Source organism: Nocardia sp. NPDC049935, assembly GCF_055586645.1.
This window is the reverse complement of the sequence record NZ_JBVJHV010000004.1, coordinates 111,451-134,324: the sequence shown is the minus strand read 5'-3', so window position 1 is coordinate 134,324 and position 22,874 is coordinate 111,451. Positions and strand designations below refer to the sequence as shown.

At 70.0% G+C, this 22,874-nt stretch carries 24 protein-coding genes and 1 pseudogene; 16 read left to right on the top strand and 9 right to left on the bottom strand.

Annotated features, from left to right (window positions below):
* Positions 1-72: 72 nt before the first annotated feature.
* Positions 73-741 carry a VTT domain-containing protein gene (locus ACZ6SF_RS17330; RefSeq protein ID WP_466063607.1) on the top strand — a complete coding sequence of 223 codons (669 nt, stop codon included), beginning with the start codon at positions 73-75 and terminating at the stop codon, positions 739-741.
* A 72-nt stretch (positions 742-813) separates the two neighbouring features.
* On the opposite strand, the gene ACZ6SF_RS17325 is transcribed toward ACZ6SF_RS17330, so the two are convergent.
* On the bottom strand, positions 814-2,349 hold the full coding sequence (locus ACZ6SF_RS17325; RefSeq protein ID WP_466063143.1) for an aldehyde dehydrogenase family protein: 1,536 nt from the start codon (positions 2,347-2,349) through the stop codon (positions 814-816).
* Between the two features lie 234 nt (positions 2,350-2,583).
* On the opposite strand from ACZ6SF_RS17325, the gene ACZ6SF_RS17320 reads away from it, so the two are divergent.
* The 6 genes from ACZ6SF_RS17320 to ACZ6SF_RS17295 are packed head-to-tail and all read left to right on the top strand — an operon-like array spanning position 2,584 to position 7,696.
* A complete protein-coding gene (locus ACZ6SF_RS17320) occupies positions 2,584-3,042 on the top strand; it encodes a DNA-binding protein (RefSeq protein ID WP_466063142.1) in 459 nt (152 codons plus the stop codon).
* Entirely contained in the window at positions 3,042-3,515 is a 474-nt protein-coding gene (locus ACZ6SF_RS17315; RefSeq protein ID WP_466063141.1) for a Zn-ribbon domain-containing OB-fold protein, read from the top strand. Before ACZ6SF_RS17320 ends, ACZ6SF_RS17315 begins: the two co-directional genes overlap by 1 nt.
* Positions 3,508-4,578: a lipid-transfer protein gene (locus ACZ6SF_RS17310; RefSeq protein ID WP_466063140.1), complete on the top strand. Its 1,071-nt coding sequence runs from the start codon at positions 3,508-3,510 to the stop codon at positions 4,576-4,578. The genes ACZ6SF_RS17315 and ACZ6SF_RS17310 overlap by 8 nt, the downstream gene beginning before the upstream one ends.
* Positions 4,575-5,729 (top strand): thiolase domain-containing protein, encoded by a 1,155-nt coding sequence (locus ACZ6SF_RS17305; protein ID WP_466063139.1) that lies wholly within the window; start codon positions 4,575-4,577, stop codon positions 5,727-5,729. The genes ACZ6SF_RS17310 and ACZ6SF_RS17305 overlap by 4 nt, the downstream gene beginning before the upstream one ends.
* Positions 5,730-5,748: 19 nt before the next feature.
* Entirely contained in the window at positions 5,749-6,948 is a 1,200-nt protein-coding gene (locus tag ACZ6SF_RS17300) for a thiolase C-terminal domain-containing protein (protein WP_466063138.1), read from the top strand.
* A gap of 10 nt (positions 6,949-6,958) precedes the next feature.
* Entirely contained in the window at positions 6,959-7,696 is a 738-nt protein-coding gene (locus tag ACZ6SF_RS17295) for a TetR/AcrR family transcriptional regulator (RefSeq protein ID WP_466063137.1), read from the top strand.
* 90 nt (positions 7,697-7,786) lie between these two features.
* Here the strand turns inward: ACZ6SF_RS17295 and ACZ6SF_RS17290 are convergent, their stop codons facing one another.
* Together ACZ6SF_RS17290 and ACZ6SF_RS17285 are read right to left on the bottom strand one after the other, a co-directional pair.
* On the bottom strand, positions 7,787-9,376 hold the full coding sequence (locus ACZ6SF_RS17290; RefSeq protein WP_466063136.1) for an AMP-binding protein: 1,590 nt from the start codon (positions 9,374-9,376) through the stop codon (positions 7,787-7,789).
* Between the two features lie 150 nt (positions 9,377-9,526).
* Complete coding sequence (locus ACZ6SF_RS17285; RefSeq protein ID WP_466063135.1) at positions 9,527-10,453, bottom strand: LysR family transcriptional regulator; 927 nt, start codon at positions 10,451-10,453, stop codon at positions 9,527-9,529.
* Between the two features lie 85 nt (positions 10,454-10,538).
* Here ACZ6SF_RS17285 and ACZ6SF_RS17280 point away from each other — a divergent pair, with 85 nt between their 5' ends.
* Positions 10,539-11,375: an oxidoreductase gene (locus ACZ6SF_RS17280; protein ID WP_466063134.1), complete on the top strand. Its 837-nt coding sequence runs from the start codon at positions 10,539-10,541 to the stop codon at positions 11,373-11,375.
* Between the two features lie 112 nt (positions 11,376-11,487).
* Here ACZ6SF_RS17280 and ACZ6SF_RS17275 read toward each other — a convergent pair whose 3' ends face one another.
* Positions 11,488-11,835 carry a DoxX family protein gene (locus ACZ6SF_RS17275; RefSeq protein WP_466063133.1) on the bottom strand — a complete coding sequence of 116 codons (348 nt, stop codon included), beginning with the start codon at positions 11,833-11,835 and terminating at the stop codon, positions 11,488-11,490.
* A 79-nt stretch (positions 11,836-11,914) separates the two neighbouring features.
* Between ACZ6SF_RS17275 and ACZ6SF_RS17270 the strand changes: the two genes are divergently transcribed.
* The 3 genes from ACZ6SF_RS17270 to ACZ6SF_RS17260 all read left to right on the top strand — a co-directional run bounded on the left by ACZ6SF_RS17270 (position 11,915) and on the right by ACZ6SF_RS17260 (position 13,598).
* A complete protein-coding gene (locus ACZ6SF_RS17270) occupies positions 11,915-12,508 on the top strand; it encodes a TetR/AcrR family transcriptional regulator (protein WP_466063132.1) in 594 nt (197 codons plus the stop codon).
* A 76-nt stretch (positions 12,509-12,584) separates the two neighbouring features.
* A complete protein-coding gene (locus ACZ6SF_RS17265) occupies positions 12,585-13,064 on the top strand; it encodes an NUDIX hydrolase (RefSeq protein ID WP_466063131.1) in 480 nt (159 codons plus the stop codon).
* A 216-nt stretch (positions 13,065-13,280) separates the two neighbouring features.
* Positions 13,281-13,598 (top strand): DUF222 domain-containing protein, encoded by a 318-nt coding sequence (locus ACZ6SF_RS17260; RefSeq protein WP_466063130.1) that lies wholly within the window; start codon positions 13,281-13,283, stop codon positions 13,596-13,598.
* Between the two features lie 16 nt (positions 13,599-13,614).
* Here ACZ6SF_RS17260 and ACZ6SF_RS17255 read toward each other — a convergent pair whose 3' ends face one another.
* Positions 13,615-13,998, bottom strand: coding sequence for a hypothetical protein (locus ACZ6SF_RS17255; protein WP_466063129.1), 384 nt, complete (start codon positions 13,996-13,998; stop codon positions 13,615-13,617).
* A 131-nt stretch (positions 13,999-14,129) separates the two neighbouring features.
* On the opposite strand from ACZ6SF_RS17255, the gene ACZ6SF_RS17250 reads away from it, so the two are divergent.
* The 3 genes from ACZ6SF_RS17250 to ACZ6SF_RS17240 all read left to right on the top strand — a co-directional run bounded on the left by ACZ6SF_RS17250 (position 14,130) and on the right by ACZ6SF_RS17240 (position 17,032).
* Positions 14,130-14,603 carry an RrF2 family transcriptional regulator gene (locus ACZ6SF_RS17250; RefSeq protein ID WP_466063128.1) on the top strand — a complete coding sequence of 158 codons (474 nt, stop codon included), beginning with the start codon at positions 14,130-14,132 and terminating at the stop codon, positions 14,601-14,603.
* 70 nt (positions 14,604-14,673) lie between these two features.
* A complete protein-coding gene (locus tag ACZ6SF_RS17245) occupies positions 14,674-15,891 on the top strand; it encodes an NAD(P)/FAD-dependent oxidoreductase (protein ID WP_466063127.1) in 1,218 nt (405 codons plus the stop codon).
* 79 nt (positions 15,892-15,970) lie between these two features.
* On the top strand, positions 15,971-17,032 hold the full coding sequence (locus tag ACZ6SF_RS17240) for a hypothetical protein (RefSeq protein ID WP_466063126.1): 1,062 nt from the start codon (positions 15,971-15,973) through the stop codon (positions 17,030-17,032).
* 14 nt (positions 17,033-17,046) lie between these two features.
* Here the strand turns inward: ACZ6SF_RS17240 and ACZ6SF_RS17235 are convergent, their stop codons facing one another.
* Both ACZ6SF_RS17235 and ACZ6SF_RS17230 read right to left on the bottom strand, forming a co-directional pair.
* Positions 17,047-18,246, bottom strand: a complete 1,200-nt coding sequence (locus tag ACZ6SF_RS17235; RefSeq protein WP_466063125.1) for an MFS transporter — start codon at positions 18,244-18,246, stop codon at positions 17,047-17,049.
* Positions 18,243-18,896 carry a GntR family transcriptional regulator gene (locus ACZ6SF_RS17230; RefSeq protein WP_466063124.1) on the bottom strand — a complete coding sequence of 218 codons (654 nt, stop codon included), beginning with the start codon at positions 18,894-18,896 and terminating at the stop codon, positions 18,243-18,245. Before ACZ6SF_RS17230 ends, ACZ6SF_RS17235 begins: the two co-directional genes overlap by 4 nt.
* Positions 18,897-19,069: 173 nt before the next feature.
* Here ACZ6SF_RS17230 and ACZ6SF_RS17225 point away from each other — a divergent pair, with 173 nt between their 5' ends.
* Positions 19,070-19,864 (top strand): thioesterase family protein, encoded by a 795-nt coding sequence (locus ACZ6SF_RS17225; protein ID WP_466063123.1) that lies wholly within the window; start codon positions 19,070-19,072, stop codon positions 19,862-19,864.
* Between the two features lie 41 nt (positions 19,865-19,905).
* Here the strand turns inward: ACZ6SF_RS17225 and ACZ6SF_RS17220 are convergent, their stop codons facing one another.
* A complete protein-coding gene (locus ACZ6SF_RS17220; protein ID WP_466063122.1) occupies positions 19,906-20,511 on the bottom strand; it encodes a TetR family transcriptional regulator in 606 nt (201 codons plus the stop codon).
* A gap of 78 nt (positions 20,512-20,589) precedes the next feature.
* Here ACZ6SF_RS17220 and ACZ6SF_RS17215 point away from each other — a divergent pair.
* A pseudogene (locus ACZ6SF_RS17215) lies at positions 20,590-21,105 on the top strand (GNAT family N-acetyltransferase); the annotation flags it as partial.
* Positions 21,106-21,121: 16 nt separating this feature from the next.
* Here the strand turns inward: ACZ6SF_RS17215 and ACZ6SF_RS17210 are convergent.
* Positions 21,122-22,870 carry a hypothetical protein gene (locus tag ACZ6SF_RS17210; protein ID WP_466063121.1) on the bottom strand — a complete coding sequence of 583 codons (1,749 nt, stop codon included), beginning with the start codon at positions 22,868-22,870 and terminating at the stop codon, positions 21,122-21,124.
* Positions 22,871-22,874 lie beyond the last annotated feature (4 nt).

Genomic DNA, 22,874 nt, shown 5'->3' with positions numbered 1-22,874 from the left:
GGAGGGTCCTGCGGTATCTTCGGCGGGGTGAGTTACTCAGCCGCCACAGCGGTCACCACCGAACTTGCCCTGATGCCGGGATTCCTGGACCCGGTCAATCTGCTCAATTCGTTCGGCACCTGGGTCCTACTGGGTCTGCTGCTCGTGGTGTTCATCGAGTCGGGTCTGCTGTTCCCGCTTCTTCCCGGCGACTCACTGCTGTTCACCGCCGGACTCATCGCGGCGTCCAAATCGGCCGAGATCGAACCCTTCGCACCCATCGGGGTGCTCCTGGTCCTGATACCCATCGCGGCGATCCTGGGTGACCAGGTGGGCTACGTCATCGGCGCCCGCGGCGGGACGGCGCTGTTCAAGAGCGACGACGCGAAGATCTTCAAGAAGTCCTATATCGACGAATCGCACGCCTTCTTCGAGAAGCACGGGCCGATCACCATCGTGCTGGCCCGGTTCGTGCCCATCGTGCGCACCTACGCGCCGCTGGTGGCGGGTGCGGCGAAGATGAAGTACTCGGTGTTCCTCACCTACAACGTGGTCGGCGGTATCGCGTGGGGCGCGGGTGTCACGATGCTCGGCTATCTGCTCGGGCAGATCGCGATCGTGCGCGACAACGTCGACCTGATCTTCCTGCTGATCGTGGCGGTATCGGTGCTGCCGATCGTGTGGGAGGTCGTCAAGCGGTACCGCGCGGGTCGCAAGGAACCCGCGAACAGCGACGACGAGCCGGCGGACCACCCGGCCTGAGCCGGACGGAAAAAGCACTATGGCCCGGTATCCACCGGGCCATAGTGCTGTGAGGGGTCGAGCGCGCCGAGGTCAGCGCACGAGGCGGCGCAGGATCTTGTTGCCGAACAGGGTGCCGATGGTCTTCTCCAGCGTGGCGGCGGTGGCCTCGCTGTAGGGGTACCAGATGTTCTCCTTCTTCAGACCCCACCGATCCAGCAGCACGGGCTGCGGATGGGTGAAGCCGCGCAGCGCGTCCCGGCCGTTCACCAGGCCCATACCGCTGTCCTTGCGGCCGCCGAAGGGCGCCTCGGCCACGCCGTAGATCACCGAGGCGTCGTTCTGCACCACCGAGCCGGTCTGGAGCTGTTTGGCCAGTCGCAGGACCTTGTCCTTGTCCTTGGTGAACACGCTGCCGCTGAGCCCGTACTGGCAGTCGTTGGCCATCCGCACGGCCTCATCCTCGTCCTTCACCCGCATGATGGACACGATCGGGCCGAAGGTCTCCTCCTGCATGATGTCCATATCGTGGGTGACGTCCACGACCACCGTCGGCTTGAAGAACACGCCCTCGGCGGTATCGGATTCACCGCCCAGCAGGATGGTGGCGCCCTTGGAGCGGGCGTCCTCGACATGCTTCTCGACGATCTCGAGCTGGCGGTCCCAGAACAGCGGGCCGACATCCTTACCGGAGGCGCCGTAGGTCACCTCGGCGGCGCGTTTGCGCACCTCCTCGATGAACTTGTCGGCGATGCTCTCCACCACGTAGATCCGCTCGACACCCACGCACACCTGTCCGGTGTTGAACATGGACAGATACACCGCGCCGAGCGAGGCGCGGTCCAGGTCGGCGTCGGCGCAGACGATCATCGCGTCCTTACCGCCCAGTTCCAGCGTGCAGGGGATCAGCCGCTGCGCGCAGGCGGCGGCGATCTTCTTGCCGGTGCCGACGCTGCCGGTGAAGGAGATCTTGTCGATATCGCCGTTGACCAGGGCCGCGCCGGTTTCGCCGTCACCGTGCACGACCTGCAGGACGTCCTTCGGGACGCCGGCCTCGTGCAGGACCTTGACCGCCCACTCGCCCGAATGCGGGGTGACCTCCGACGGCTTCAGCACCACCGAGTTGCCGGCCAGCAGAGCCTGGGCGATCGGGTTCAGCGACAGGATGAACGGGCCGTTCCAGGGGGTGATCACACCGACGACGCCGAGCGGCTGGTAGTTGATGACCAGCTTCTTCAGCGGCAGCATATAGCCGTGCAGGCGCCGCTTCTCGTCGGCCAGATCCTTGGGTGCGCGGCCACTCCAGTAGTTCAGGAAATCGCAGGCCGGCACCATTTCCACGGCCAGCGCCTCGACCCGGGGTTTACCGGTCTCCTGCATCACCGTTTCGACGATCTCGTCGCGGCGGGTCAGCAGCACCGAGACCGCGTTGCGGATGATCGCGGCGCGCTCGGAGACCGGGCGCGCGGCCCAGCCGGGCTGCGCGGCGCGGGCCGTGGCCAGGGCCGCCGCCACATCGTCGGCCGTGCTCACCTCGATCTCGCCGACGCGTTCACGGGTAGCGGGGCTGCGCAGCTCGAGCCGGCGACGTCCGTCGGCGGTCGGCTCCAGCTGTTCAACGATGGCCATGGTGATCTCTCCTCACCGAGGAATTGGAACAGGTTCTACTTTAATTCGGAGCTTACGTCATGGCGGCACGCCCCGCACCGAGGATCGCGGACACGATCCGGGGGCAGCGGCCAGGGAGCAACCTCGCGACCTATCAACTGATTCAATCAAGTGATTGACACGGGCCGGTGGCGGGGGTCACTATCGAGGCGCGGTCCGGCCCCCGGACCGTGCCACCCGTCGGCAGGAGAGGCGATGTCAGCCGAATCCCCGGACGCGAGTCTCACCGCGCCCTACACCATCGAATTCCCGTACAACAGAACGGTCGGCGAGAAGATCGGCACGTTCCTGGGCGGTCTGCGCGACGGCGAGATCTACGGCGTGCGCACCGGAACCGGTGCGGTGCTGTGCCCGGTCGTGGAATTCGATCCGGCCACCGGCGCCCACACCGGCGAGCTGGTCCGCCTGGAACCGACCGGCACCGTCACCCACTGGACCTGGGTCCCCACCCGCCCCGGCGACGAGATCGACGCCGGCCATTTCGCGTGGGCGCTGATCACCATCGACGGCGCCGAGGGCGGTTTCTTCCACGCCGTGGATACCGGCGGCGACCCGGCCCGCCTCACCGCCGGCCTGCGGGTGACGCCGCGCTGGCGCACCGAACGGGTGGGCAGTATCCGCGATATCGTCTGCTTCGAACCGGTGGAGGCGTGATGAGCACCCTGCCCACTCCGGTGGAATCGTTCACCAGCCCGCACAAGGTGGATTACACCTTCGTCGCCGGCACCGGACGGTCCACCTTCCTGCGCGGACTCGCGCACCGCACCCTGCTCGCCCGCCGCTGCGGCACCTGCGACCGGGTGTATCTGCCCGCGCCGGAGTTCTGCTCCCGCTGCCTCGAGGTGCTGTCCGAGCCGTTCGAACTCGGTGGCACGGGCGTGGTGAAAACGTTCTGCGTGGTGAACTTCCCGTTCCCCGGCCAGATGATCGACCCGCCCTACCTGGTGGCCTATATCCAGGTCGACGGCGCCGATACCACGCTCATGCACCTGATCCGCGAGGTCGAACCGGGCGAGGTGCATATCGGGATGCGGGTGGAACCGGTGTGGTGCGCCGATTCCGACCTCGACACATCCATGAACAGCATCCGCTATTACCGGCCGATCGCAGGAGGAACCGATGCGTGATGTCGCGGTGGTGGCATTCGCCCAGTCGCCGGGAACGACGGCCGATCGCACCGACGATATGGCCGAGATCCTGCTGCCTGTGATGCGGGAAGCGCTCGGTGCGGCCGGGATCGACCGCACCGAGGTCGATTTCTGGGCGTCGGGCAGCCACGATTTCCACGAGGGCCGCACCTTCGCCTATATCGAATCGCTCGACGCGGTGGGCGCCTGGCCGCCGATCTCGGAATCCCATGTGGAGATGGACGCCGCCTGGGCCGCCTACGAGGCGTGGTCGTGGCTGCAGCTCGGCGAGGGCGAGATCGCGGTGGTGTACGGGATCGGGCGCGGTTCGCTGGCCCACGATCTGGACCAGGTCACCGCGACCCAGCTCGACCCCTACTATCTGGCGCCGCTGCGGCCGCATCAGGACGCGATCGCCGCGCTGCAGGCGCAGGCGCTGATCGCGGCCGGCGCGCTGGACGAGAAGCAGATGGCCGAGGTGGTCGCCCGGGCCCGAGCGGGTGCGGTGGGCGATCCGGCGGCGCAGGTGTCGGGTGCGGTGACGGTCGACGAACTGCTGGCCGCACCGTATCTGGCGTCGCCGCTGCGCGAACACGATCGCGGACCCATCGGCGACGCCGCGGCCGTGATCGTGTTCGCCGCCGGCGATACCGCCCGGCGGCTGGCGAAACGGCCCGCCTGGGTGCGCGGCGCGGACCACCGGATGGATTCGCACTATCCGGGCACCCGCGACCTCACCCGCGTCGATACCGTGACCCTGGCCGCCGAAAAAGCGGCCCACCAGGCCGGTTTCGGCGCGAGCGAGGTCGGGATCGCCGAACTGCACACCGAGTACAGCTATCAGGAACCGCTGCTGAGCGCCGCGCTCGGACTGTCGGGCGCCACGATCAATCCCACGGGCGGGCCGCTGGTCGCCCGCCCCACCACCGCGACCGGGCTGATCCGGATCGGTTCGGCGGCACAGCACATCCTGACCGGTCGCGCGGACCGCACCCTGGCGCACGCCACCAACGGGCCCGCGCTCCAGCAGAACATGATCTGCCTTATGGAGGGAGACCGGTGAAACTCGCGGTCGTCGGAATCGGACAGAGCAAACAGGCCAAGAAGCGCAAGGTCACCATCGGCGCGATGGTGCGCGAGGCCGTGGACGAGGCGATGGCGGACGCCGAACTGGACTTCGGCGATATCGACGCGATCGTGCTGTCGAAAACCCCGGATCTGTTCGACGGGGTGATGAACCCGGAGCTGTATCTCGCCGACGCGATGGGGGCCCGCGGGCTTCCGGTGACCCGGGTGTTCACCGGTGGCAGCGTCGGCGGGCACGCCGCCATCTACGGCGCCCATCTGGTGCAGGCGGGGCTGGCGCGGCGGGTGCTGGTGGTGGCGTATTCCAAAGAATCCGAGGGCGATTTCACCTGGGCGCTCTCGCGCGGTCTGCCGTTCAGCGCGCAGCTCGGCGCGGGCGCGGGCGCGCATTTCGCGCCGGTGATCCGCGAATACATCCGGCGGTCGGAGGCTCCCGAGCACATCGGCTGGCAGATCGCGGTCAATCACCGCCTCAACGCGACCCGTAATCCCTACGCCCATATCCAGCTTCCGGATATCACCGTGGAGCAGGTGCGTGAATCGCGGATGCTGTGGGATCCGATCCGGTTCCTGGAATCGTGCCCGTCCTCGGACGGCTCGTGCGCGGTGGTGATCACCGGGGAGGACGACGCCCACCACACCGGCCGCCCGCCCGCGTGGATCCACGGGATGGCCTGGCGCACCGAGACCGGGCATTTCGCCGGACGCGACGAGGTGAACCCGGAGGCCGGGCGCCAATGCGCGGCCGAGGCCTACCGGCAGGCCGGGATCACCGATCCGGCCCGCGAGATCGATACCGCCGAGCTCTACATCCCCTACAGCTGGTTCGAGCCGATCTGGCTGGAGAATGTGGGCCTGGCCGAGGTGGGCTCCGGGTGGAAGGTGGTGGACTCCGGCAGTACGGCGTTCGGCGGGGCACTGCCGATCAACCCGTCCGGCGGGGTGCTCTCCGGAAACCCCACGGGCGCCACGGGTCTGCTGCGCTTCGCCGAGGCGGCCATGCAGGTGCGCGGCACCGCGGGCGAACACCAGGTGCCCGGCGCCCGGCGCGCGATCGGGCACGCCATGGGCGGCGCGGCCCAGTTCCACGCGTTGTGGGTGGTCGGTTCCGAACCACCGAATTCCTGACCAGGACAAGGAGAGAACAATGACCGAGCGGGTGTATGTCGCCGGGGTCGGGATGACCAAATTCGAGAAGATCCAGTCGCGGGACTGGACCTACCCGGAGATGGTCGCCGAGGCGGTGGGCCAGGCGCTCACCGACGCCGGGGTGCGTTACGACGAGGTGCAGCGCGCCGCCGTCGGGTACGTCTTCCAGCCGTCCACGGCCGGCCAGCGGGCGCTCTACGATATCGGCCTCACCGGTATCCCGATGGTGAACGTGAACAACAACTGCGCCACCGGGTCGACGGCACTGGTGCTCGCGCGCGAATGGGTGCAGGCCGGGCTGACCGATATCGTGCTCGCGGTCGGGTTCGAGCAGATGACCAAGGCGGCGATGTCCGGTGACGGCACCGTCCCGAAGGTCACCACGGTCGACCAGCACATGTCCGCGCTGAAATCGGCCGCCGGTTTCAGCAGCGCCCCGATGACCGCCCAGTTCTTCGGCGCCGCGGCGAACGAGCATATGAAGCGGTACGGGACCACCCGCGAGCAGCTGGCGCAGGTGGCGGTGAAGAACCACGACCACTCCACCCGCAACCCGAAAGCCCAGTTCCAGGACGCCTACACCCTCGAGCAGGTGCTGGAGGACAAACTGGTGTCCGATCCGCTGACCCGCTCGCAGTGCTCCCCCATGTCCGACGGCGCGGGCGCCGCCGTGCTGGTGAGCGAACGCTATGCCCGCGCGAACGGCCTGGACCGGGCGGTGCCGATCCTCGCGCAGGAACTGGTCACCGATACCGGCGCCTCGTTCGAATCCGGCTCCATGATCGACGTGGTGGGCGCGCCGATGGCGCGGATCGCGGGCCGGAAGGTGCTCGAGACCGCCGGGGTGGGGATCGACGATATCGACGTGCTCGAACTGCACGACTGCTTCTCGATCAACGAACTGCTCACCTACGAGGCGCTCGGCCTCTGCGGCGAGGGCGAATCCGGCCCGCTGGTCGAATCGGGCGCCACCACCTACGGCGGACGCTGGGTGGTGAACCCGTCGGGTGGGCTGATCTCCAAGGGACATCCGCTCGGCGCGACCGGGCTGGCCCAGTGCACCGAACTGGTGACCCAGGTGCGCGGCGCGGCGGGTGAGCGCCAGGTCGAGGGTGCCCGGCTGGGGCTGGCCCACAATCTCGGGCTCGGCGGGGCCTGTGTCGTGACCCTGTACGGCGCTCCGGGCGCGGTCTCCTAGAGTTCCGGTCATGACGAGAAGCCGGGTGCGGTCCGGGCGGGTGACACACTCGCCCGCCGCACCCCCGCGCCGGGGTCCGGCCGGAGCCGGCGGCGAGGCAGGCCCGGACCCCGGCCACGGGCCCGCGCCCGAGGCCGATCTCCCCACCGATCAGCGTCTGATCCTGGCTGCCGAACGGCTCTTCGCCGAACGCGGGATCGACGCCGTGTCACTGCGTTCGGTGATGGCGGAGGCGGGCGCGAACGTGGCGTCGGTCCACTATCACTTCGGATCCAAGGACGCCCTGGTCGAGGCACTGATCAGCCGGCGCAGCGAACAGTTGCACACCCGTCGCGCCGAACTGCTCGACGCTGTGGAGGCCGCCGGCGCCCCCGACGCCCGCGCGCTGGCCGACGCCTTCGTCCGTCCGGTCGGTGAACTCGCCGCCGCGGGCGGTACCCCGTGGATCCGGCTGGTCGCGGGCATCATGAGCGGTAATCATCCCGCGCTGGCCCGGCTCACCGAAGGGTTCGCCCCGCAGGCCCTGCGTTTCAAGACCCTGCTCGAGCAGACCGCGCCCGGCGCGAGTTCCCGCACCATCCGCTTCCGCCTCACCCAGGCCATGAACCTGACCTTCCAGACCCTCGGCGACCCGGACGGGCTGCGGGGCATGCTGGCGCTCAGCGGAACCCGGCTCTCCGGCGACGAACTGCTCGCCGAACTGATCGATACGGTCACCGCGATTCTCACAGGTCCGCCGGACCGGTGACGGCCGCCGCGCGCCGGATCCGGCGACTGACGTGACGCCCGCAGCGGCCGGCCGGGGCCGTGGAATCCCCGGCCGGCCGAGCGGTCCGGCTCAGTTGACCTGACGACCCTCGCCCCAGTACTGGGCACGCAGGGCCTTCTTGTCCGGCTTTCCGAGCGGGCTCACCGGGATGCTGTCGGCGAAATCGACGGTCTTCGGCGTGTACACCGCGCCCTTACGATCCTTGACCAGCGCCTGCAGTTCCTCGACCTCGACGGTCTGCCCGTCGCGGAGTACGACCACGGCCTTGACCGCCTCGCCCCATTTCTCGTCCGGCACGCCGATCACGGCCGCCGCGCTCACCGCCGGATGCGCGGAGAGCACATCCTCGACCTCACGCGGGAACACATTGAACCCACCGGAGACGATCATGTCCTTCTTGCGGTCGACGATGTAGAGGAAGCCCTCCTCGTCCTGCCGCGCGATATCGCCGGTGTGCAGCCAGCCGAATTCGGTGGCCTCGGTGGTCTGCTCGGGCTTGTTCAGGTACCCGTTCATCACCAGCGGCCCGCGCACGCAGACCTCGCCCGGCTCGCCCTGCGGTACCTCGTTGCCCTTCTCGTCCAGCAGCGCGACATTCAGCCACGGCACCGGACGCCCGCAGCTGGCCAGCCGCTCGGGCTTGTCCAGGTCGTGGTCGCCGCGGCGCAGCACCGAGATGGTCATCGGGCTCTCGGCCTGACCGTAGAACTGGAAGAAGATCGGCCCGAACTTCCGGATCGCCTCGGCCAGCCTGGTGGGCGAGATGGCGGAAGCGCCGTAGAACACGGTCTTCAGGCTGGACAGATCGTATTTGTCGAGGTCCGGGCTGTCGAGCAGCGCGTAGAGCATGGTGGGGACCAGCATGGTCGCGGTGATCTTGTACTTCTCGATCGCCTCGAGCACCTTGGTGGGATGGAAGTACGGCAGCACCACGATGGAACCGCCCTGCTGCGCGGTCGGGTTCCAGAAGGCGGCGCCGGCATGGCTGAGCGGGGTGCACACCAGGAACCGGACCTCGTCCGGCCATTCCCATTCGGTCATCTGGATGCGCAGCATGGTGGTGCTGCCCCGGAAGCTCATCTCCACGCCCTTGGGCTTACCGGTGGTGCCGCCGGTGTAGGCCAGGCTCATGGTGGCGTTGGGGTCCACGTCCGGTCCGCGCACCGCCGCGGGAGTGAAACCGGCCGCCAGTTCGATGAGATCGGTACCCGACTCGGAGGGCCCGAACGAGAACAAGTTCCGCAATCCCGGGACCTTGTCGCGCAACTGCGCGGCGCGCTCGTCGAAACCGGTCGGATCGTAGATGAGGGTCTCGACTCCGGCGTCCTCCAGGACGTAGGCGTGATCGTCGAGCGAGCCCATCGGATGCAGCGCCATGGCCCGCGAACCGTTCACGTTGTTGGCGCCCTGGGCGAAGATCACCTCCGGCCGGTTGGCCGAGAGCACCGCCACCGGCGAGCCGACACCCAGCCCGGCCGAGGCCAGCGCCTGCGCGAAGCGGCTGATCTGATCGCGCACGTCGCGGTAGGTCAGCGTCGCATCGTCGATATGGACCGCGGTGCGGTCGGCGTAACGCTCGAGGGCCTTACCCAGCAGATCCACGGCCAGCGGCTCGCGGTGCAGGAGGGCGGTGTCGTCGACGTGCGGTTCAGTGTTCATTCGTCTGCCTTTCGGGCCGTCCCGCAGGACGGCCCAGCGATATCGACCGGTGCTCCGGCGGGGCCGCCGAACCTCGGGGGCCGTCGTCGCCTCACCGCGGCAGGCGAACCGCCCACCGGGGCTCGCAAACCGCCAAAACTATAACACGTTCTACTTTAACGGCGGAGTGGATCCCGCGGACTCGGCCGCACCCGCGACCACGCTCCGGCAGGCCGCCACATAACCGCGCACCAGCGGGCGGTCATCGTCCGCGCGCCAGGCCAGGGCCAGTTCGCTCGCACTCACCCCGCGCACCGGCCGCACCACCACACCGTCGTGGGCCACCAGCGGGGCGTTGCCCGCCGCCAGCAGCACCACGCCGTCGCCGTCGAGCACCGATTCGTAGGTCTCCTCGGTACTCGCGATCTCGCCACCGATGATCGGCGCCCGGCCGCCGCGTTCGTCCACCGCCAGGAAATAGTCGCGTAGTTCCCGTGCCGATTCCGGTAGCGCGAGGAACGGTTCGTCCAGCAGATCCGCGAAATCTATCGCGTCGCGGCCCGCCAGCGGATGGGTTCCGGGCAGCGCCACCACCCGGGGCTCGCGGGCCACCACCACCCGGTCGAAACGCTCCGCGCCCGGCAACGGCAACCAGACGAAGGCCACATCGCTCGAACCGTCGGCCAGACCGGCCGTCGGGTCCGGCCAGCCCACCTGGCGCAGCACCGGTTTCGCCCCCGGATGCGACCTCGCGAACCGGGACCGGATGGCCGGGAGCAGCCCCCGCTGCGGACTCGTGCTGATACCGATCGTGAGCGTCGCGCGCTGCCGCGCCTTGGCCGCCTCCACCTCGCCGCTCGCCTCACCCCATACCGCGAGCATGCGCCGGGCATAGGGAAGCAGCGCCTCGCCCACGGGGGTCGGCCGGACCGACCTGCCGTCCCGGTCGAAAAGCGGCGCGCCGAGTTGCCGTTCCAGGGCTCGGATCTGCTTGCTCAGCGCGGGCTGCGAGACGAACAGCGCCGCGGCGGCCCGGGTGAAGTTCAATTCATCGGCGACCGCGACGAAGTAGCGCAGATCCCGTCCGTGGACATCCATAACCAATGGTTATCACAGCAGGTCTTGGACATCGTCCCCACCGCGGATCAGGATCGTTCTCAGCACACGAACCAGGGAGACAGCAGTGAGTAATCCGAAGATCTGGCTGATCACCGGCGCGAGCAGCGGTTTCGGCCGCGCGCTCACCGAGGCCGCCGTCGATGCCGGCGATACCGTTGTCGCGGTGGCGCGACGTACCGCGGCGCTCGACGATCTGGTGGCCGCCCATCCCGATCAGGTCGAGGCCATCGCGCTCGATGTCACCGCCGTGGACCGGATCGACGCGGTGGTCGCCGATATCGCCGCGCGGCACGGCCGCATCGACGTCCTGGTCAACAATGCCGGCCGCACCCAGGTGGGCGCCGCCGAGGAAACCACCGACCGCGAACTGCGGGATCTGTTCGATCTGCACTTCTTCGGCCCCGCCGCCCTGACCCGTGCGGTCCTGCCCCATATGCGGGACCAGGGGTCGGGCGCGATCGTCATGATGAGCAGCGTCGGCGGGCAGATGTCCTTCGCCGGTTTCTCCGCCTACAGCGCCACGAAATTCGCACTCGAGGGTTACGCGGAAGCCCTCGCCGACGAGGTGATCCCCTTCGGGATCCGGGTACTGGTGGTGGAACCCGGCGCCTTCCGCACCGGCCTGTTCGGCCCGGGCGCGGCCTATTTCAGCGCGGAAACCGACATATACGCCGAGACCGCCGGGGCCACGCGCCGAATGGTCGAGAACAACAACGGCACCCAGCCCGGCGACCCCACCAGGGCCGCCGCCGCCATCCGTGCCGCCCTCGATGCCGAGCGCACACCGCTGCGGCTGCCACTGGGCGCCGATTCGGTGGACACCCTGCTCGGGCATCTCGACACCGTGCGCGGGGAAATCACCGAATGGGAGAAGGTTTCCCGGGCCACCGCCTTCGAATAGCGGGGCCCCGCACCCTCCGGAACGACGCCTCGGGTCTTCGGGTACCCCCGGCACCCGGCGGCGCGGGGCAGGGCGGTTGCCATGCCTCCGCGCACGTGTCCGGCAGCGGCACTCAGGCGGCGTACCCCAGCGCGAGGGCGGCTGCCACCGGCGCCAGGTACAGCAGCGGGTAGGCGATATGCGAGTACGCGCGCGCTCGCAGCACCGTGACCACCGCCCCGAGGAAGTATCCGATCAGGCCGATCGCCGCCGCCACGCCGAGGACCGGCACGAACACACCGGCCAGCATGCCCAGGGCGCCCGCGGCCTTCACCGCGGCCAGCCGGGGCCACCAGGGGCGGGGCACACCGTATTCGGCCAGCGGTTTCACGACCCACTCGGCGCCGATGAAGGTCGAGACGGCCGAGAATCCGACCCAGAGGGCGGCCAGCACGGTGACGACGACGAAGGTGGTGTTCATGGGATTGCTCCTCATCGAGAATCGATTCACTACGTTGTAGTACTAACATGTAGTACTACAACGTAGTAGTGTCAAGGGCATGCCGAGAAAGACGTCCCGCCGCGAACTACTCGCCGATACCGCACTGGACCTCATCGATCGAGAAGGCCTGACACAGGTCACCCACCGCGCCATCGACACCGCCGCCGGCGTCCCGGCCGGCACCACCTCCAACTACTTCCGCACCCGGGCCGCGCTGTACCAGGCCATCGCTCAGCGACTGCTCGAACATCAACTCACCGAGATGGACCGGCTCGCCACAGCCGCCGGCGGCGACCCGGCGGATCTGCTCGCCGGCCTCGCCGATCCCGACTCCGGCGTGGCCCGCAACCGGCTCCTGGCCCGGACCGAGCTGACCCTGGCCGCGGCCCGCGACCCCGAACTCGCCGACCTCATGCGCCGGCTCCGCGCCAGCGCGCTCCGGCAACTCACCGCCACCCTCCGAGCCCGCTATCCACACGCCACCGACGAACAGATCGACGCCCTCGGCTCGGTCTTCACCGGCATCGCACTGGACCGCATCGCCCTCGGCGTGCCGGTCATGGATCCGCGCCTGCTTCTGGACGCCGTTATCGCCGGCCTACTGCGACCCGGCGAAGGAACTGGAGACCCCAGCGATGCCACCGGCAAGTGACCACTCCTCGGCGAGTGCCGCGGTACAGCAGGTCGACCACCCGAACCCGGCACCGGCCCGGCGATAGGGTCGGGGCATGCCCACTCCTGATTTCATCAGCCGGCTGCGCGCGGATATCGGTAACGACCTGCTCTGGCTTCCCGGAGTCAGCGTCGTCGTCTTCGATGAGACGGGCCGGGTTCTGTTGCATCAGCGTGCGGACGACCGGAGATGGGCGCTGATCTCCGGTATCCCGGAGCCGGGCGAGCAGCCGGCGGCCACCGCCGCCCGCGAGGTGTTCGAGGAGACCGCCGTCCGCTGTGTGATCGAGCGTCTGGTCGCGGTGCACTCCGAACAGCCGATGACCTATGCCAACGGCGACGTCTGCCAGTTCGTGAACATCTGCTTCGCGGCCCGCGCCGTAGCCGGCGCGGCACGCGTCAACGACGACGAATCACTGGCGGTCGGATGGTTCGGGCCGGACGAATTGCCCGAAGGACTCTCCGAGTCCCACCGCTTCCGCATCGAGCGGGCCCTGGCGTCCGAACCCGCCTGGTTCGAGCGGCCGCAGGCCTGACCGGCGGTGTCCGCCCATCACGATCCGGGATGCCGTGGCGGCGGTGGTCGTCCCGCACGCGGAGCACAATCCGTGGGGTCAACCGCCCTGAACCGCGCGGGCTAACGGGAGACCTCGCCGGACCAGCGACAACGCACCGCCGCGGTCGCCGACACGGCAACAAACCACCGGCACAATTGTCGAACATACGTTCTATCGTGCGGTAGCCTCGCTCGGGTGAACATACATTCGACCGCGCCGGCACCGGATACCCGAACCCCAGGATGGCCGGATCTGGCCGATGTCGACCTGCTGCGCGCCCTCGTCGAAACCGAACGCCGGCGCAGGCAACTGAACGCCGTCATGCGCGCCGCGGTCGCCGAGGCCGAGCGGCGCGGCCTGGCCGCGGACACCGGCTACGGGGACACCGTGGAGCTGTTGACCGACCTGCTGCGTATCAGCGCCCAGGAAGCGCGCCGGCGAATCGAATACGCGACTCCGCAGGCCCGCTCGCGTTCCAGGAAGGTGTGGAGGGCGCTGGCCGCCGCCAGCTGACGCCGGTTCCCGGCGATCAGCCGACCACCGACCAGATCAGCAGCGGCACCAGGGTGATCAGGTAGGCGGCTCCCGCGATCAGCCCGACGCGCCCCACGCGGTCGACGGTGCGTCCGTCGGCCCTGCTGTCGAGCACCGGAACCAGCGGCCCGTTGTCACCTCCGTCGACGAGAGTGAGCGCGCTGGTCACCAGCAGGGCGTCGGCGAGCAGCAGCAGCGGCCAGGCTTCGACGGGGGCGGCGAAACCGGCGAAGATCAGTGGCCCCAGCACGATCGCCGGAACAAGTCCCAGGGTGGCGAAGAAACCGATGATCAGAAACCACCCCGCCGCCGTCCAGCGGATCGATACCGCCACGGCCACGACACAGATCTGGACGACACCCATCAGGACCGGAGACATTCCGTCACCCCCCGAACCACGCGCCGGGACCGTCGCGGTCCCGGAGTAATCGAAAACTCCGGTCGGCCCACGGACCGAACCTGCTGTCAGCCTACTTGCCCGAACTAACCGGGACATTTAATATCCCTATTATGAAAATGGGTGAGGGCGTCGAATGGAGCCTGCACTGCTGTGTCACGCTGACCTGGGCCGAAGAGCTGTGGCCCGTCTCGATCGCACGGCTGGCCACCTGGTTCGATCTGCCGACCGAGTACCTGAAGAAACGGCTGCAGACCCTCGTCCGGGCCGGAATCCTGACCTCCACCCCGGGCGTGCGGGGCGGATTCGGGCTGGCCCGGCCGCCGGAGCGGATCACCCTGCTCGAGGTGGTGACCGCTGTCGAAGGCGGCGTGGACCCGTTCCGCTGCACCGAGATCAGACAGCGCGGGCGCAGCGGGGCGACCGCGGACACCGCATTCACCGCGCCCTGCGGTATCGCGGTCGCGATGCGCCGGGCGGAACTGGCCTGGCGGCGCGAACTCGCGGCCCAGACCGTCGCCGATCTCGCGGCCGCCGCGCCGGTCAGTTCGGCCGAACGCACCCGGCGCGGTCTGATCGACCCGTGATCCGCTCGTACCCCGGTCGGCCCATCGGGGCCGCAAGGCACCGGAAACACGATCCATCGAGGAGGAGAACATGCCCGGAATCACTGTGGTGGGCGGAGGTTTCGCCGGAGTGTGGGCGGCCGCCGCGGCCGTGCGGCTCGCCCGCGACGCCGGCCGCGACCTACCGGTCACCCTGATCTCACCCGGCGCCGATCTGGTGATCCGGCCCCGGCTGTATCAGGCCGGACCCGATCGGATGCGGGTCCCGCTGGACCGGGTCCTGGACCCCATCGGCGTGCACCGGATCACGGCCGCCGCCACCGCGATCGATACCGCCCGCCGCACGGTGACCGTGGCCGTCGCCGGCGGCCGTCACGAGGAAATCGGCTGGGACCGGCTCGTTCTCGCCACCGGAAGCACACTCGTCCGGCCCGCACTGCCGGGGGCCGAACTGCTCCACGATGTGGACACCCTCCCGTCGGCGGCGGCACTGGACGCCCACCTGAACCGGCTCGCGGAACTACCCTCCGGCGCCGGACGATTCACCGCGGTGGTCGTCGGCGCGGGGTTCACCGGGCTCGAGATCGCCACGGAGCTGGCGGACCGGCTGGGCGCGCTCGCCGCGGCACGGGCCGACGGCGAGCAGGCGCGGGTGGTGCTGGTGGAGCGGTCCGAGGTGGTCGGCCCGGAGCTGGGCCACGGACCCCGGCAGCCGATCCTCGACGCCCTGGATGCCCTGGGGGTGCAGCGGCGCCTGGGCGTGAGCCTGTCGGCGGTGGACCCGGCAGGCGTCACGCTCTCCGACGGCACCTCGCTGCCCGCCCGCACGGTGATCTGGACCGCCGGGGTGCAGGCCGGGCCGCTCACCGCCGCGATCCCCGGCACCCACGACCGGCTGGGCCGGCTCGAGGTCGACGCGAACCTCCAGGTCACCGGGGTGCCCGGCGTCTACGCGGCCGGCGATACCGCCGCCGCCGAGGCCGAACCGGGCCACCGGGTACTGCAGTGCTGCCAGCACGCCCTGCAACTGGGCAAATACGCCGGCCACAACGCCGCCGCGAACGTGCTGGGTCTACCCGCCGCACCGTTCACCGCGACCCCGTACGTCACCTGCCTCGATCTGGGTTCGGCCGGAGCGGTGTTCACCAACGGCTGGGACCGCCGGGTGGTCGCCACCGGCGATACCGCCAAGGCCCGGAAGCGAAAGGTCAACGAACTCTTCATCTATCCCCCCACCGACGACCCGGACGAAACGCTGCGCCAGGCCGACTACCGGTTCTCCGTCCGCCGTCTCGGCGAACCCGTCTGACCGGCCGTCCCTCGCCGCCTAGGCTGGTCGGCAGATGATTACCGCGGATACCTTGCCGGCCGGCCCACGTGGGCGACGGATGTTGCTCGCCTACGCGCTGCGAGCCGATGAGGACCGGCAATCGGGCTCCCCCGACCGATCGTTCGGCTCCGCGCTGTTCCTGGCGTCCTATCACCTGGAGTCCGGCCGGGAGAACGCATCGGTGATATTCGGCCCCGGCGCGGACGAGGCCCGGCGGACCGTCGTCACTCCGGAGGACGTGGCGAATCGCCTCGCGGAGGTGTCACTTCCCGAAGTGACGGCGGTCGCGCTGCGTTCGGCCCTCGCCGAGGCGACGGACGCGGCACGCTACTGGCAGGAACCGGACGGCGAGGACCTCCTCGCCGCCACCGGGCCGGTGCGGCGCGAGCTCCGGCGGGTCGCCGGGCATATCGCCCGATCTCCGCATTCACAGTGGTGGACGGCGGCCGCGGCAGTATCCGAGCAGTGGTCGGTGAGCTGGGACGACGCCGGTAGGACCGCACGCGGATCGACCTCTACGGCAGAGCTGCTGCGAGCCGATCGCGAGCGGACCCTGGAAGAGGAGGTTCGGGCCGCACGCGAGCGGCCGGCGGATCCGTCGGCGAACTGGTCCGGGCTGTGGTGGTCGACCCCGCCGGTGCGGTGTTCGACCCGGGCCCTGTTCGACGGCACCCCGGCCGGCCTGTGGTTCGTCGAGGACAGGATGGGGTGGGAGCCGGCTGTGGCGCGGCGGGTGCGGCGACCGGACGGCCTGCCGGTGTACGAGGTCGACGGCGCGCGGGCGTGGGCGGAACTCTGCGGGCGGTTCCCCGTCGAGGTCACCGCTCAGAAGCGGCACGACTGGTACCGGACCACCGGACGATCGGGACGATGGGTCCTGCCCGACTGGGTGCGATGCGCCGAACACTATGCGGGCGTGCACCTCACCGTTGCCGGGTACCTGGCCGCGGCGGGCACCGCGATCGACGTCGATTCCGGCACGGCGAGCGTTATCGCGGGATGGTCACCCGACGAAACCTACTGGCTCACCGATACCGTCGATCTCGGGCCCGATTCCCGGACCTGGGTCAGCGACGACACCGGTCCGGAGCTGTCCTGGCGCGACCGAACACGGCCGTGATCGGCAGTGTGCCGCTATCCGGCGCCGACGAGTTCCCGGCCGGCTCGCTCGGCGACCGGCAGATGCGAACGGGAATGCCGGGCGATCACCGCGGTGCCGGTCGACGCGACCACGACCAGGCCGCCGAGCAGCACCGGATATCCGGCCAGCGGCTCGAGCAGGCTGAGCAGCGACGGCAGCAGGAAGCCGAGGTAGGCCAGGGCGTAGTAGGCGCCGGTCAGCGCGGCCAATTCGGCGGGATCGGCGAGGCGCTGGAGTTCGAGGAGACCGGAGACCAGCGCGATACCGTAGCCGCATCCCAGCGACAGCGCGGCGGCGAACGCGAGTACCGGCGAGCGCACGGCGGCGGCGAGAATACTCACGCCGAGCCCGGCGGGCACCAGCGTCATGGACACCACGACCGCCCGCGCGCTGGTGGTCCGGTCCAGCCGTTTGGCGAACGGCTGCACGAGCACACCGACGGCCAGGGTGGCGACGGTGATCGCGGTCGCGTAGAGCAGACCCCATTCACCGACCCGGTCGCCGACGAGTTGCGGCATGATCGCGTAGGCCACGCCCGCCGAGCCGAAGATCCACGGCGCCATCGGCAGGATCACCCGCCGGAACCGCGGATGCCGCAGTCCCGAGAAGCCGTGACCGGCGCGGATTCCGGCGCCACCGGTCTCCGGCGCCCGCCACACCATCGGCAGCAGCGCGCAGGCCAGCGCCCCGTGCACGAGGTAGGGCAGCACCATCGGCGCCGGGCCCCACTGCGCCAGCACACCCGCCACACCGGCCCCGAAGACGAACCCGAGGGTCATCCACAGTGCGGCTCGCCGGGCCCCGGTGGCCGCGGGCGCGCCGGCCCGGACGGAGAGTTCGGTGACCCAGGTCGTGCCCACCGCCATCGCCACGGCGACCCCGAACCCGGTGACCAACCGCCCCGCGGCGATCCAGCCGATACCGGCCGCGCCGCCCGCCAGCAGCAGACTGGCGAGCAGGGAGGCGACCACACCGGCGACCGCGACCGGCCGCCTGCCGAACCGGGCGGCCAGCGCCCCGGCGGTCAGCAGACCGGGTACCAGTCCGAGCACATACGCACCGAGCAGCACGTTCACCACGAGCGGCGAATAGCCGGCGTCGCGGTACATCACCAACAGCGGCGTGAACTGGTTACCGCCCCAGGCGCAGACGAAGATCGCGGCAACCGCCGCGTGCCAGGAACCGTTTCTCATCGCCGGTGCGTCCCGTCCAGGTGCGCCCGTAGCGCGGTGGCGAAAGTGGCGGCGTCGCCCGATTCGATGATCTCGATCAGTGCGGCGTGCTCGCGCAGGATGACGGGGATATGGCCGGGCACCGGCCCCAGCGCGGCGACATTCATCCGGCGCTGCCGGTCGGCCAGGCTCGTATAGAAGCGGATGAGCAGCGCGTTGCCGCCGGCCTCCACCAGGGTGCGATGGAAACGTTCGTCGGCCTCGGCGAAGGCGTGCAGATCGTCACCGGCGGCGCGGTCGCGCTGGACCTCGAGCGCCGCGCGCAACTCCGCGACCGCGGCCGGGATACGTTCCGGGGTGCGCAGCAGCCGGCGCACGGCGGCGGTTTCCACCGCTTCGCGGGCGTCGAGCACATCCTCGGCCTCACCGGTCGGTACCGGCGCGACGATCGCGCCGCGTTTGGGCACCAGGGTCAGCAGTTCCTCGGCCTGCAGCCGGACGAACGCCTCCCGCACCGGCGTCCGGCTCAGACCCAACCGGCCGGCGATCTCGGTCTCGCTGAAGAGGTGACCGCCCGGCAACTCGCCCGAGAGAACCAGTTCCTTGGTGAGCGCGTAGGCCCGCTCGGCCGCGCTCGTACCGGCAGCCGAGTCATCCGATGATTTACGCACCCCGCCACTGTAGACCATAGATACAAGCTTGTATGCAAGCATGTACGCCAGCTCACTCCACACTTTCCATCCGGACCGGGACACCGCCCACCGGACCCGGGTGAGACATCGGTACGGTCGTGTCACAGTCCCCATCAGACGGCGAGCGCCGACCGGAAGAAACGGACACCGACGTGCACGAGGCCTTCTACCTGCCCGATCCGGCGGACCCGCGACGGTTCGAATCCACCGAACTGACCCGCGGCCCGTGGTCACCGGACGCCCAGCACGCCGGTCCCCCGTCCGCGCTGCTCGGCCACGTGATCGAACGCTGCGAACCGCGACCGGGTTTCCAGGTCGGCCGGGTCGCGGTGGAGATCCTGGGCCCGGTGCCACTCGCTCCGCTCACCGCCGAGGCCCGGCTGGTGCGCCCCGGGCGCAGCGTCGAGATGATCGAGGCCACCCTCTCCACCGACCGCGGCCCGGTGATGCGGGCGAACGCGTGGCGATTCAAACTCGCCGACCCGGAACTGGAACTACCCGAGCAGTTCCTGCCGACCGGCGCACGCCCCGGACCGGATCACGCGCCCGACCCGGAACCGTTCCCCTCGGCCCAGCCGGTGGGCTTCCACACCGGTATCGAATACCGCTTCGTCTCGGGCACCTTCGCCGCACCCGGACCCGCGATCTGCTGGATCCGGCTGCGCTACCCGATCGTCGCGGGCACCACCCCGAGCCCGCTGGAACGCACCCTGGCGGCCGCCGACTCCGGCAACGGCGTGAGCTCGGTCCTGGATTGGAACCGCTACCTGTTCATCAACACGGATCTGACCGTCACGCTGCACCGGCAACCGGCCGGGGAATGGGTCTGCCTCGACGCGGTGACCCACCCGCAGCCGCACGGCATCGGACTGGCCGAATCGGAACTCTTCGACGAGAAGGGCCCGCTGGGCCGCAGCACCCAGACCCTCTTCCTCGGCCCGCGCTGAGCGGCGACGCATAACCGGCGAACCGGGGAATCGAGACCGATTCATTCAGGCACGCCGGGCCCGGCCGGCGAACCGGCGAGGTCGCGGCGAACCGCCGCGCCGACCCGTTCGGCCTCGCCGGTGGCCAGCAGATCGATCAGCGCACCCCGCAGCAGGGCCAGCACACGGGTGCGTTCGGCCTGTCCCGCCTCGGTATCGCGGATGCGCGCCGGCTGGGCCGAGGCCAGCAGCGCCAGCCAGTCGGTGACCGTCGCGCGCGCGAACCCCGCCCACGAACCCCGCGGCTCCACCAGCGACCGCGTGTAACCCTCCAGCCACAGGGTGAGCAGCGGCCGGTGCCGGGGATCGGCGAGCCAGGTCCACAGTTGCCCGGCGACCACCGGTAGCCGGTCGGTATCCCCGGCCGGGTCGCCGGCGCCGAGTTCCCCGAGCAGCGCGAGCTCTTCGGTCCGTGCACGGCCGAGCAGCTCCCGGACCAGCCCGTCCTTACTTCCGAACAGGTACAGCAGCACCCGCGGGCTGGACCCGATCTCCTTGGCCAGCGGCCGCAACGACAACTCCGCGAGCCCGTGGTCGAGCGCATACCGGTAGGCGGCGTCCAGTAGTTCGGTGCGCCGAGCCGAGGGATTTGCGCCGGGGTCCGTCATAGGAGCATTCTGACATCACTGAAACGCTCGTTTCAGTCGGGCCGGTGAAACGGGTGGCGATGATGCCGAACGAGGAGGAGACGAATGACCGAGGCATACGCTGCCACCGGGGCACGACCGGAGATCCGGCCGATCGGCCGACCCGGCGATCTGGGCTGGGTGATCCAGGCACACGGTGAGCTCTACGCGACCGAGTTCGGCTGGAACACCGAGTTCGAGGCCCTCGTCGCGGGGATCGTCGCCGACTATGCGAAGAACTCGGTCCCCGATCGGGACGCGGGCTGGATCGCCACCCTCGACGGCGAACGGGTCGGATGCGTCTTCTGTGTGCGCGAAGACGACGAGACCGCGAAACTGCGCATCCTGCTGGTGCATCCGAAGGCGCGCGGCCACGGCCTGGGTGAGCGCCTGGTGACGACCTGCCTGGACTTCGCCCGCACGGCCGGTTACCGGCGCATCACCCTGTGGACCAACAGCGTGCTGGGTTCGGCTCGGCGGATCTACCGGTCCCAGGGGTTCCGGTTGGTCGACGAGAACCGACACCACAGTTTCGGACAGGACCTCGTCGGCCAGAACTGGTCGCGCGAGCTGTAGCCGATTCCGGTGGCCGTCACCGTGGGGCGACGGAGACAACCGGCGACAGCTCCGGTTCGAATTCGTAGGGCGGCGACTCGACCGGGGCATCCAGGGCCTCCGCGGTCTCAGGCCGTGCTCCGGAATCTCCGGCACGGTTTCCCGGCGGGACCCGGCCGGGGGCCCAGAGCACCCCGTGCTCCGAGCGCGCGGTCACGGCCGCGAGATCCGTCCACGGGGTGCGGCCGGCGGGAGCGGCCACCTGCGAACCGGCCACCTGCGGACCCGCCACCTGCGGACCCGCCACCTGCGGACCCGCCACCTGCGGACCCGCCGTTCGCGGACCGGCCGGATCCGGTGACGCGACTCCCCCACCGGACCATCCGACGGGAACATAGGACGGGACCGTCCAGCGCGTGGCCTGATCCGTCGATGCCACCCCGCCGGACGCGGCTTCCGGAGCCGAGGCCCGCGGAATATCGGATTGCTCAGCGGCGGAGCGGGTTCCGGTCCGCTGCGCCCACGGGGTCGGCAGCGCGCCGACCGGACCCGCCGCTCCGGTACCGGGAACCGGCGACGAGTTCGAGGCGCCCGACGATGTCCCGCTTCCCGGTTCGAATTCCGTACCGGGACGCCGCGCCGCGATACCGGGCGCAGCCTCGGTGGTGGACGCCCCGGGTGCGGAGCCGGGCGCGGGCGCGGTGCCGTACCCCGGCGGAACAGGCATCGGCGCGGGGGCGCCCGGAGCGGGCGGGTACACCGGGGCCGGCGGCAGCACGGGTAACCCGCCCGGCGGGTGTTCACGCTCGTGTTCCTCGCGGTAATCCGCGAACTCGTCGCGCAGTGCCTTCAGCTCCTTCGTCAGATCGTCGACCTCGGCCGCCACCCGATCGCTCGCGGTCACCGCCTGGCTCAGGATCTCCCTGCCGCGGCCGAATGCCTCGTCGAGCAGATCCATCGCGTGGATCTCCCCGGATATGCCCTCGGCCGGGGTCTCGGCGGCGCGGGTGTTGACGGTGTCGATCAACGACCCCACCGCGAGCCGCCCCTCGCGCGAGATCCGCTCGGAATCACGGCCGATCAGCGCCACGGCGCGCGCGTCCAGGTCCGCGAATCCGGCCATCACGGTGTCGAGACGTCGCGCTTTCGCGCGATAGTCGGCGATACCGCTCGCCGCCACGCCGTCCATCTCTTTCGGCACCTTCGGCGCCGGTGGCGCCTTCCTGGTCCCGGTACCGAAACCGCGCCACACCTCGCACAGATATCCGGGCAGCCCGATATACAGTTCGCCGACGCTGCCGGTGAGGCCGGCCGGCATCCGCAGATTCGACATCTGCGCGGGACAACCCCCGTTGCCGATATCGGTGGTGGCGACCTGGACGAGCGGCCGCGCCTGCGTCGACACCTCGTATCCGCCGAAGGCGCCGCCGAGTGCGGCGACCGGCCCGCCGCCGTGCGGATTCCAGGGCAGCAGCGTCTTCGCCGCGACCTTGTCCACGCGTTGCGCCGCCCCCGCCGGGAGGGCTTTCGCCGCCGCCGAGGCGATCCCGTCCTTCAGCAGCTTCCCGCCGAGATTCGTCGCCCACGCGCCACCGGCGGCGCCGATACCCGCGACGAGCGCCTCCTCGAACGCGGCGCCCGCACCCTTGTCGTCGCCCAGCGCCCCACCGGCGAACGACCCGGCCGCCGAGCCGAGCATGGCCCCGGGTGGCCCGAAGAAGGCCGCGCCCAGCGCCCCGCCGACGAACGCACCGCCGTCGGCCCAGGTGAACCCGAAAATGCCCACAATT

What these genes read in the sequence shown, in the direction of transcription:
- ACZ6SF_RS17330 (WP_466063607.1), top strand. Translation starts at nt 73, where the DNA reads ATGCCGGGATTCCTGGACCCGGTCAATCTGCTCAATTCGTTCGGCACC.
- ACZ6SF_RS17325 (WP_466063143.1), bottom strand. Translation starts at nt 2,349, where the DNA reads ATGGCCATCGTTGAACAGCTGGAGCCGACCGCCGACGGACGTCGCCGG.
- ACZ6SF_RS17320 (WP_466063142.1), top strand. Translation starts at nt 2,584, where the DNA reads ATGTCAGCCGAATCCCCGGACGCGAGTCTCACCGCGCCCTACACCATC.
- ACZ6SF_RS17315 (WP_466063141.1), top strand. Translation starts at nt 3,042, where the DNA reads ATGAGCACCCTGCCCACTCCGGTGGAATCGTTCACCAGCCCGCACAAG.
- ACZ6SF_RS17310 (WP_466063140.1), top strand. Translation starts at nt 3,508, where the DNA reads ATGCGTGATGTCGCGGTGGTGGCATTCGCCCAGTCGCCGGGAACGACG.
- ACZ6SF_RS17300 (WP_466063138.1), top strand. Translation starts at nt 5,749, where the DNA reads ATGACCGAGCGGGTGTATGTCGCCGGGGTCGGGATGACCAAATTCGAG.
- ACZ6SF_RS17295 (WP_466063137.1), top strand. Translation starts at nt 6,959, where the DNA reads ATGACGAGAAGCCGGGTGCGGTCCGGGCGGGTGACACACTCGCCCGCC.
- ACZ6SF_RS17290 (WP_466063136.1), bottom strand. Translation starts at nt 9,376, where the DNA reads ATGAACACTGAACCGCACGTCGACGACACCGCCCTCCTGCACCGCGAG.
- ACZ6SF_RS17285 (WP_466063135.1), bottom strand. Translation starts at nt 10,453, where the DNA reads ATGGATGTCCACGGACGGGATCTGCGCTACTTCGTCGCGGTCGCCGAT.
- ACZ6SF_RS17275 (WP_466063133.1), bottom strand. Translation starts at nt 11,835, where the DNA reads ATGAACACCACCTTCGTCGTCGTCACCGTGCTGGCCGCCCTCTGGGTC.
- ACZ6SF_RS17270 (WP_466063132.1), top strand. Translation starts at nt 11,915, where the DNA reads ATGCCGAGAAAGACGTCCCGCCGCGAACTACTCGCCGATACCGCACTG.
- ACZ6SF_RS17265 (WP_466063131.1), top strand. Translation starts at nt 12,585, where the DNA reads ATGCCCACTCCTGATTTCATCAGCCGGCTGCGCGCGGATATCGGTAAC.
- ACZ6SF_RS17255 (WP_466063129.1), bottom strand. Translation starts at nt 13,998, where the DNA reads ATGTCTCCGGTCCTGATGGGTGTCGTCCAGATCTGTGTCGTGGCCGTG.
- ACZ6SF_RS17250 (WP_466063128.1), top strand. Translation starts at nt 14,130, where the DNA reads ATGAAAATGGGTGAGGGCGTCGAATGGAGCCTGCACTGCTGTGTCACG.
- ACZ6SF_RS17245 (WP_466063127.1), top strand. Translation starts at nt 14,674, where the DNA reads ATGCCCGGAATCACTGTGGTGGGCGGAGGTTTCGCCGGAGTGTGGGCG.
- ACZ6SF_RS17240 (WP_466063126.1), top strand. Translation starts at nt 15,971, where the DNA reads ATGTTGCTCGCCTACGCGCTGCGAGCCGATGAGGACCGGCAATCGGGC.
- ACZ6SF_RS17235 (WP_466063125.1), bottom strand. Translation starts at nt 18,246, where the DNA reads ATGAGAAACGGTTCCTGGCACGCGGCGGTTGCCGCGATCTTCGTCTGC.
- ACZ6SF_RS17220 (WP_466063122.1), bottom strand. Translation starts at nt 20,511, where the DNA reads ATGACGGACCCCGGCGCAAATCCCTCGGCTCGGCGCACCGAACTACTG.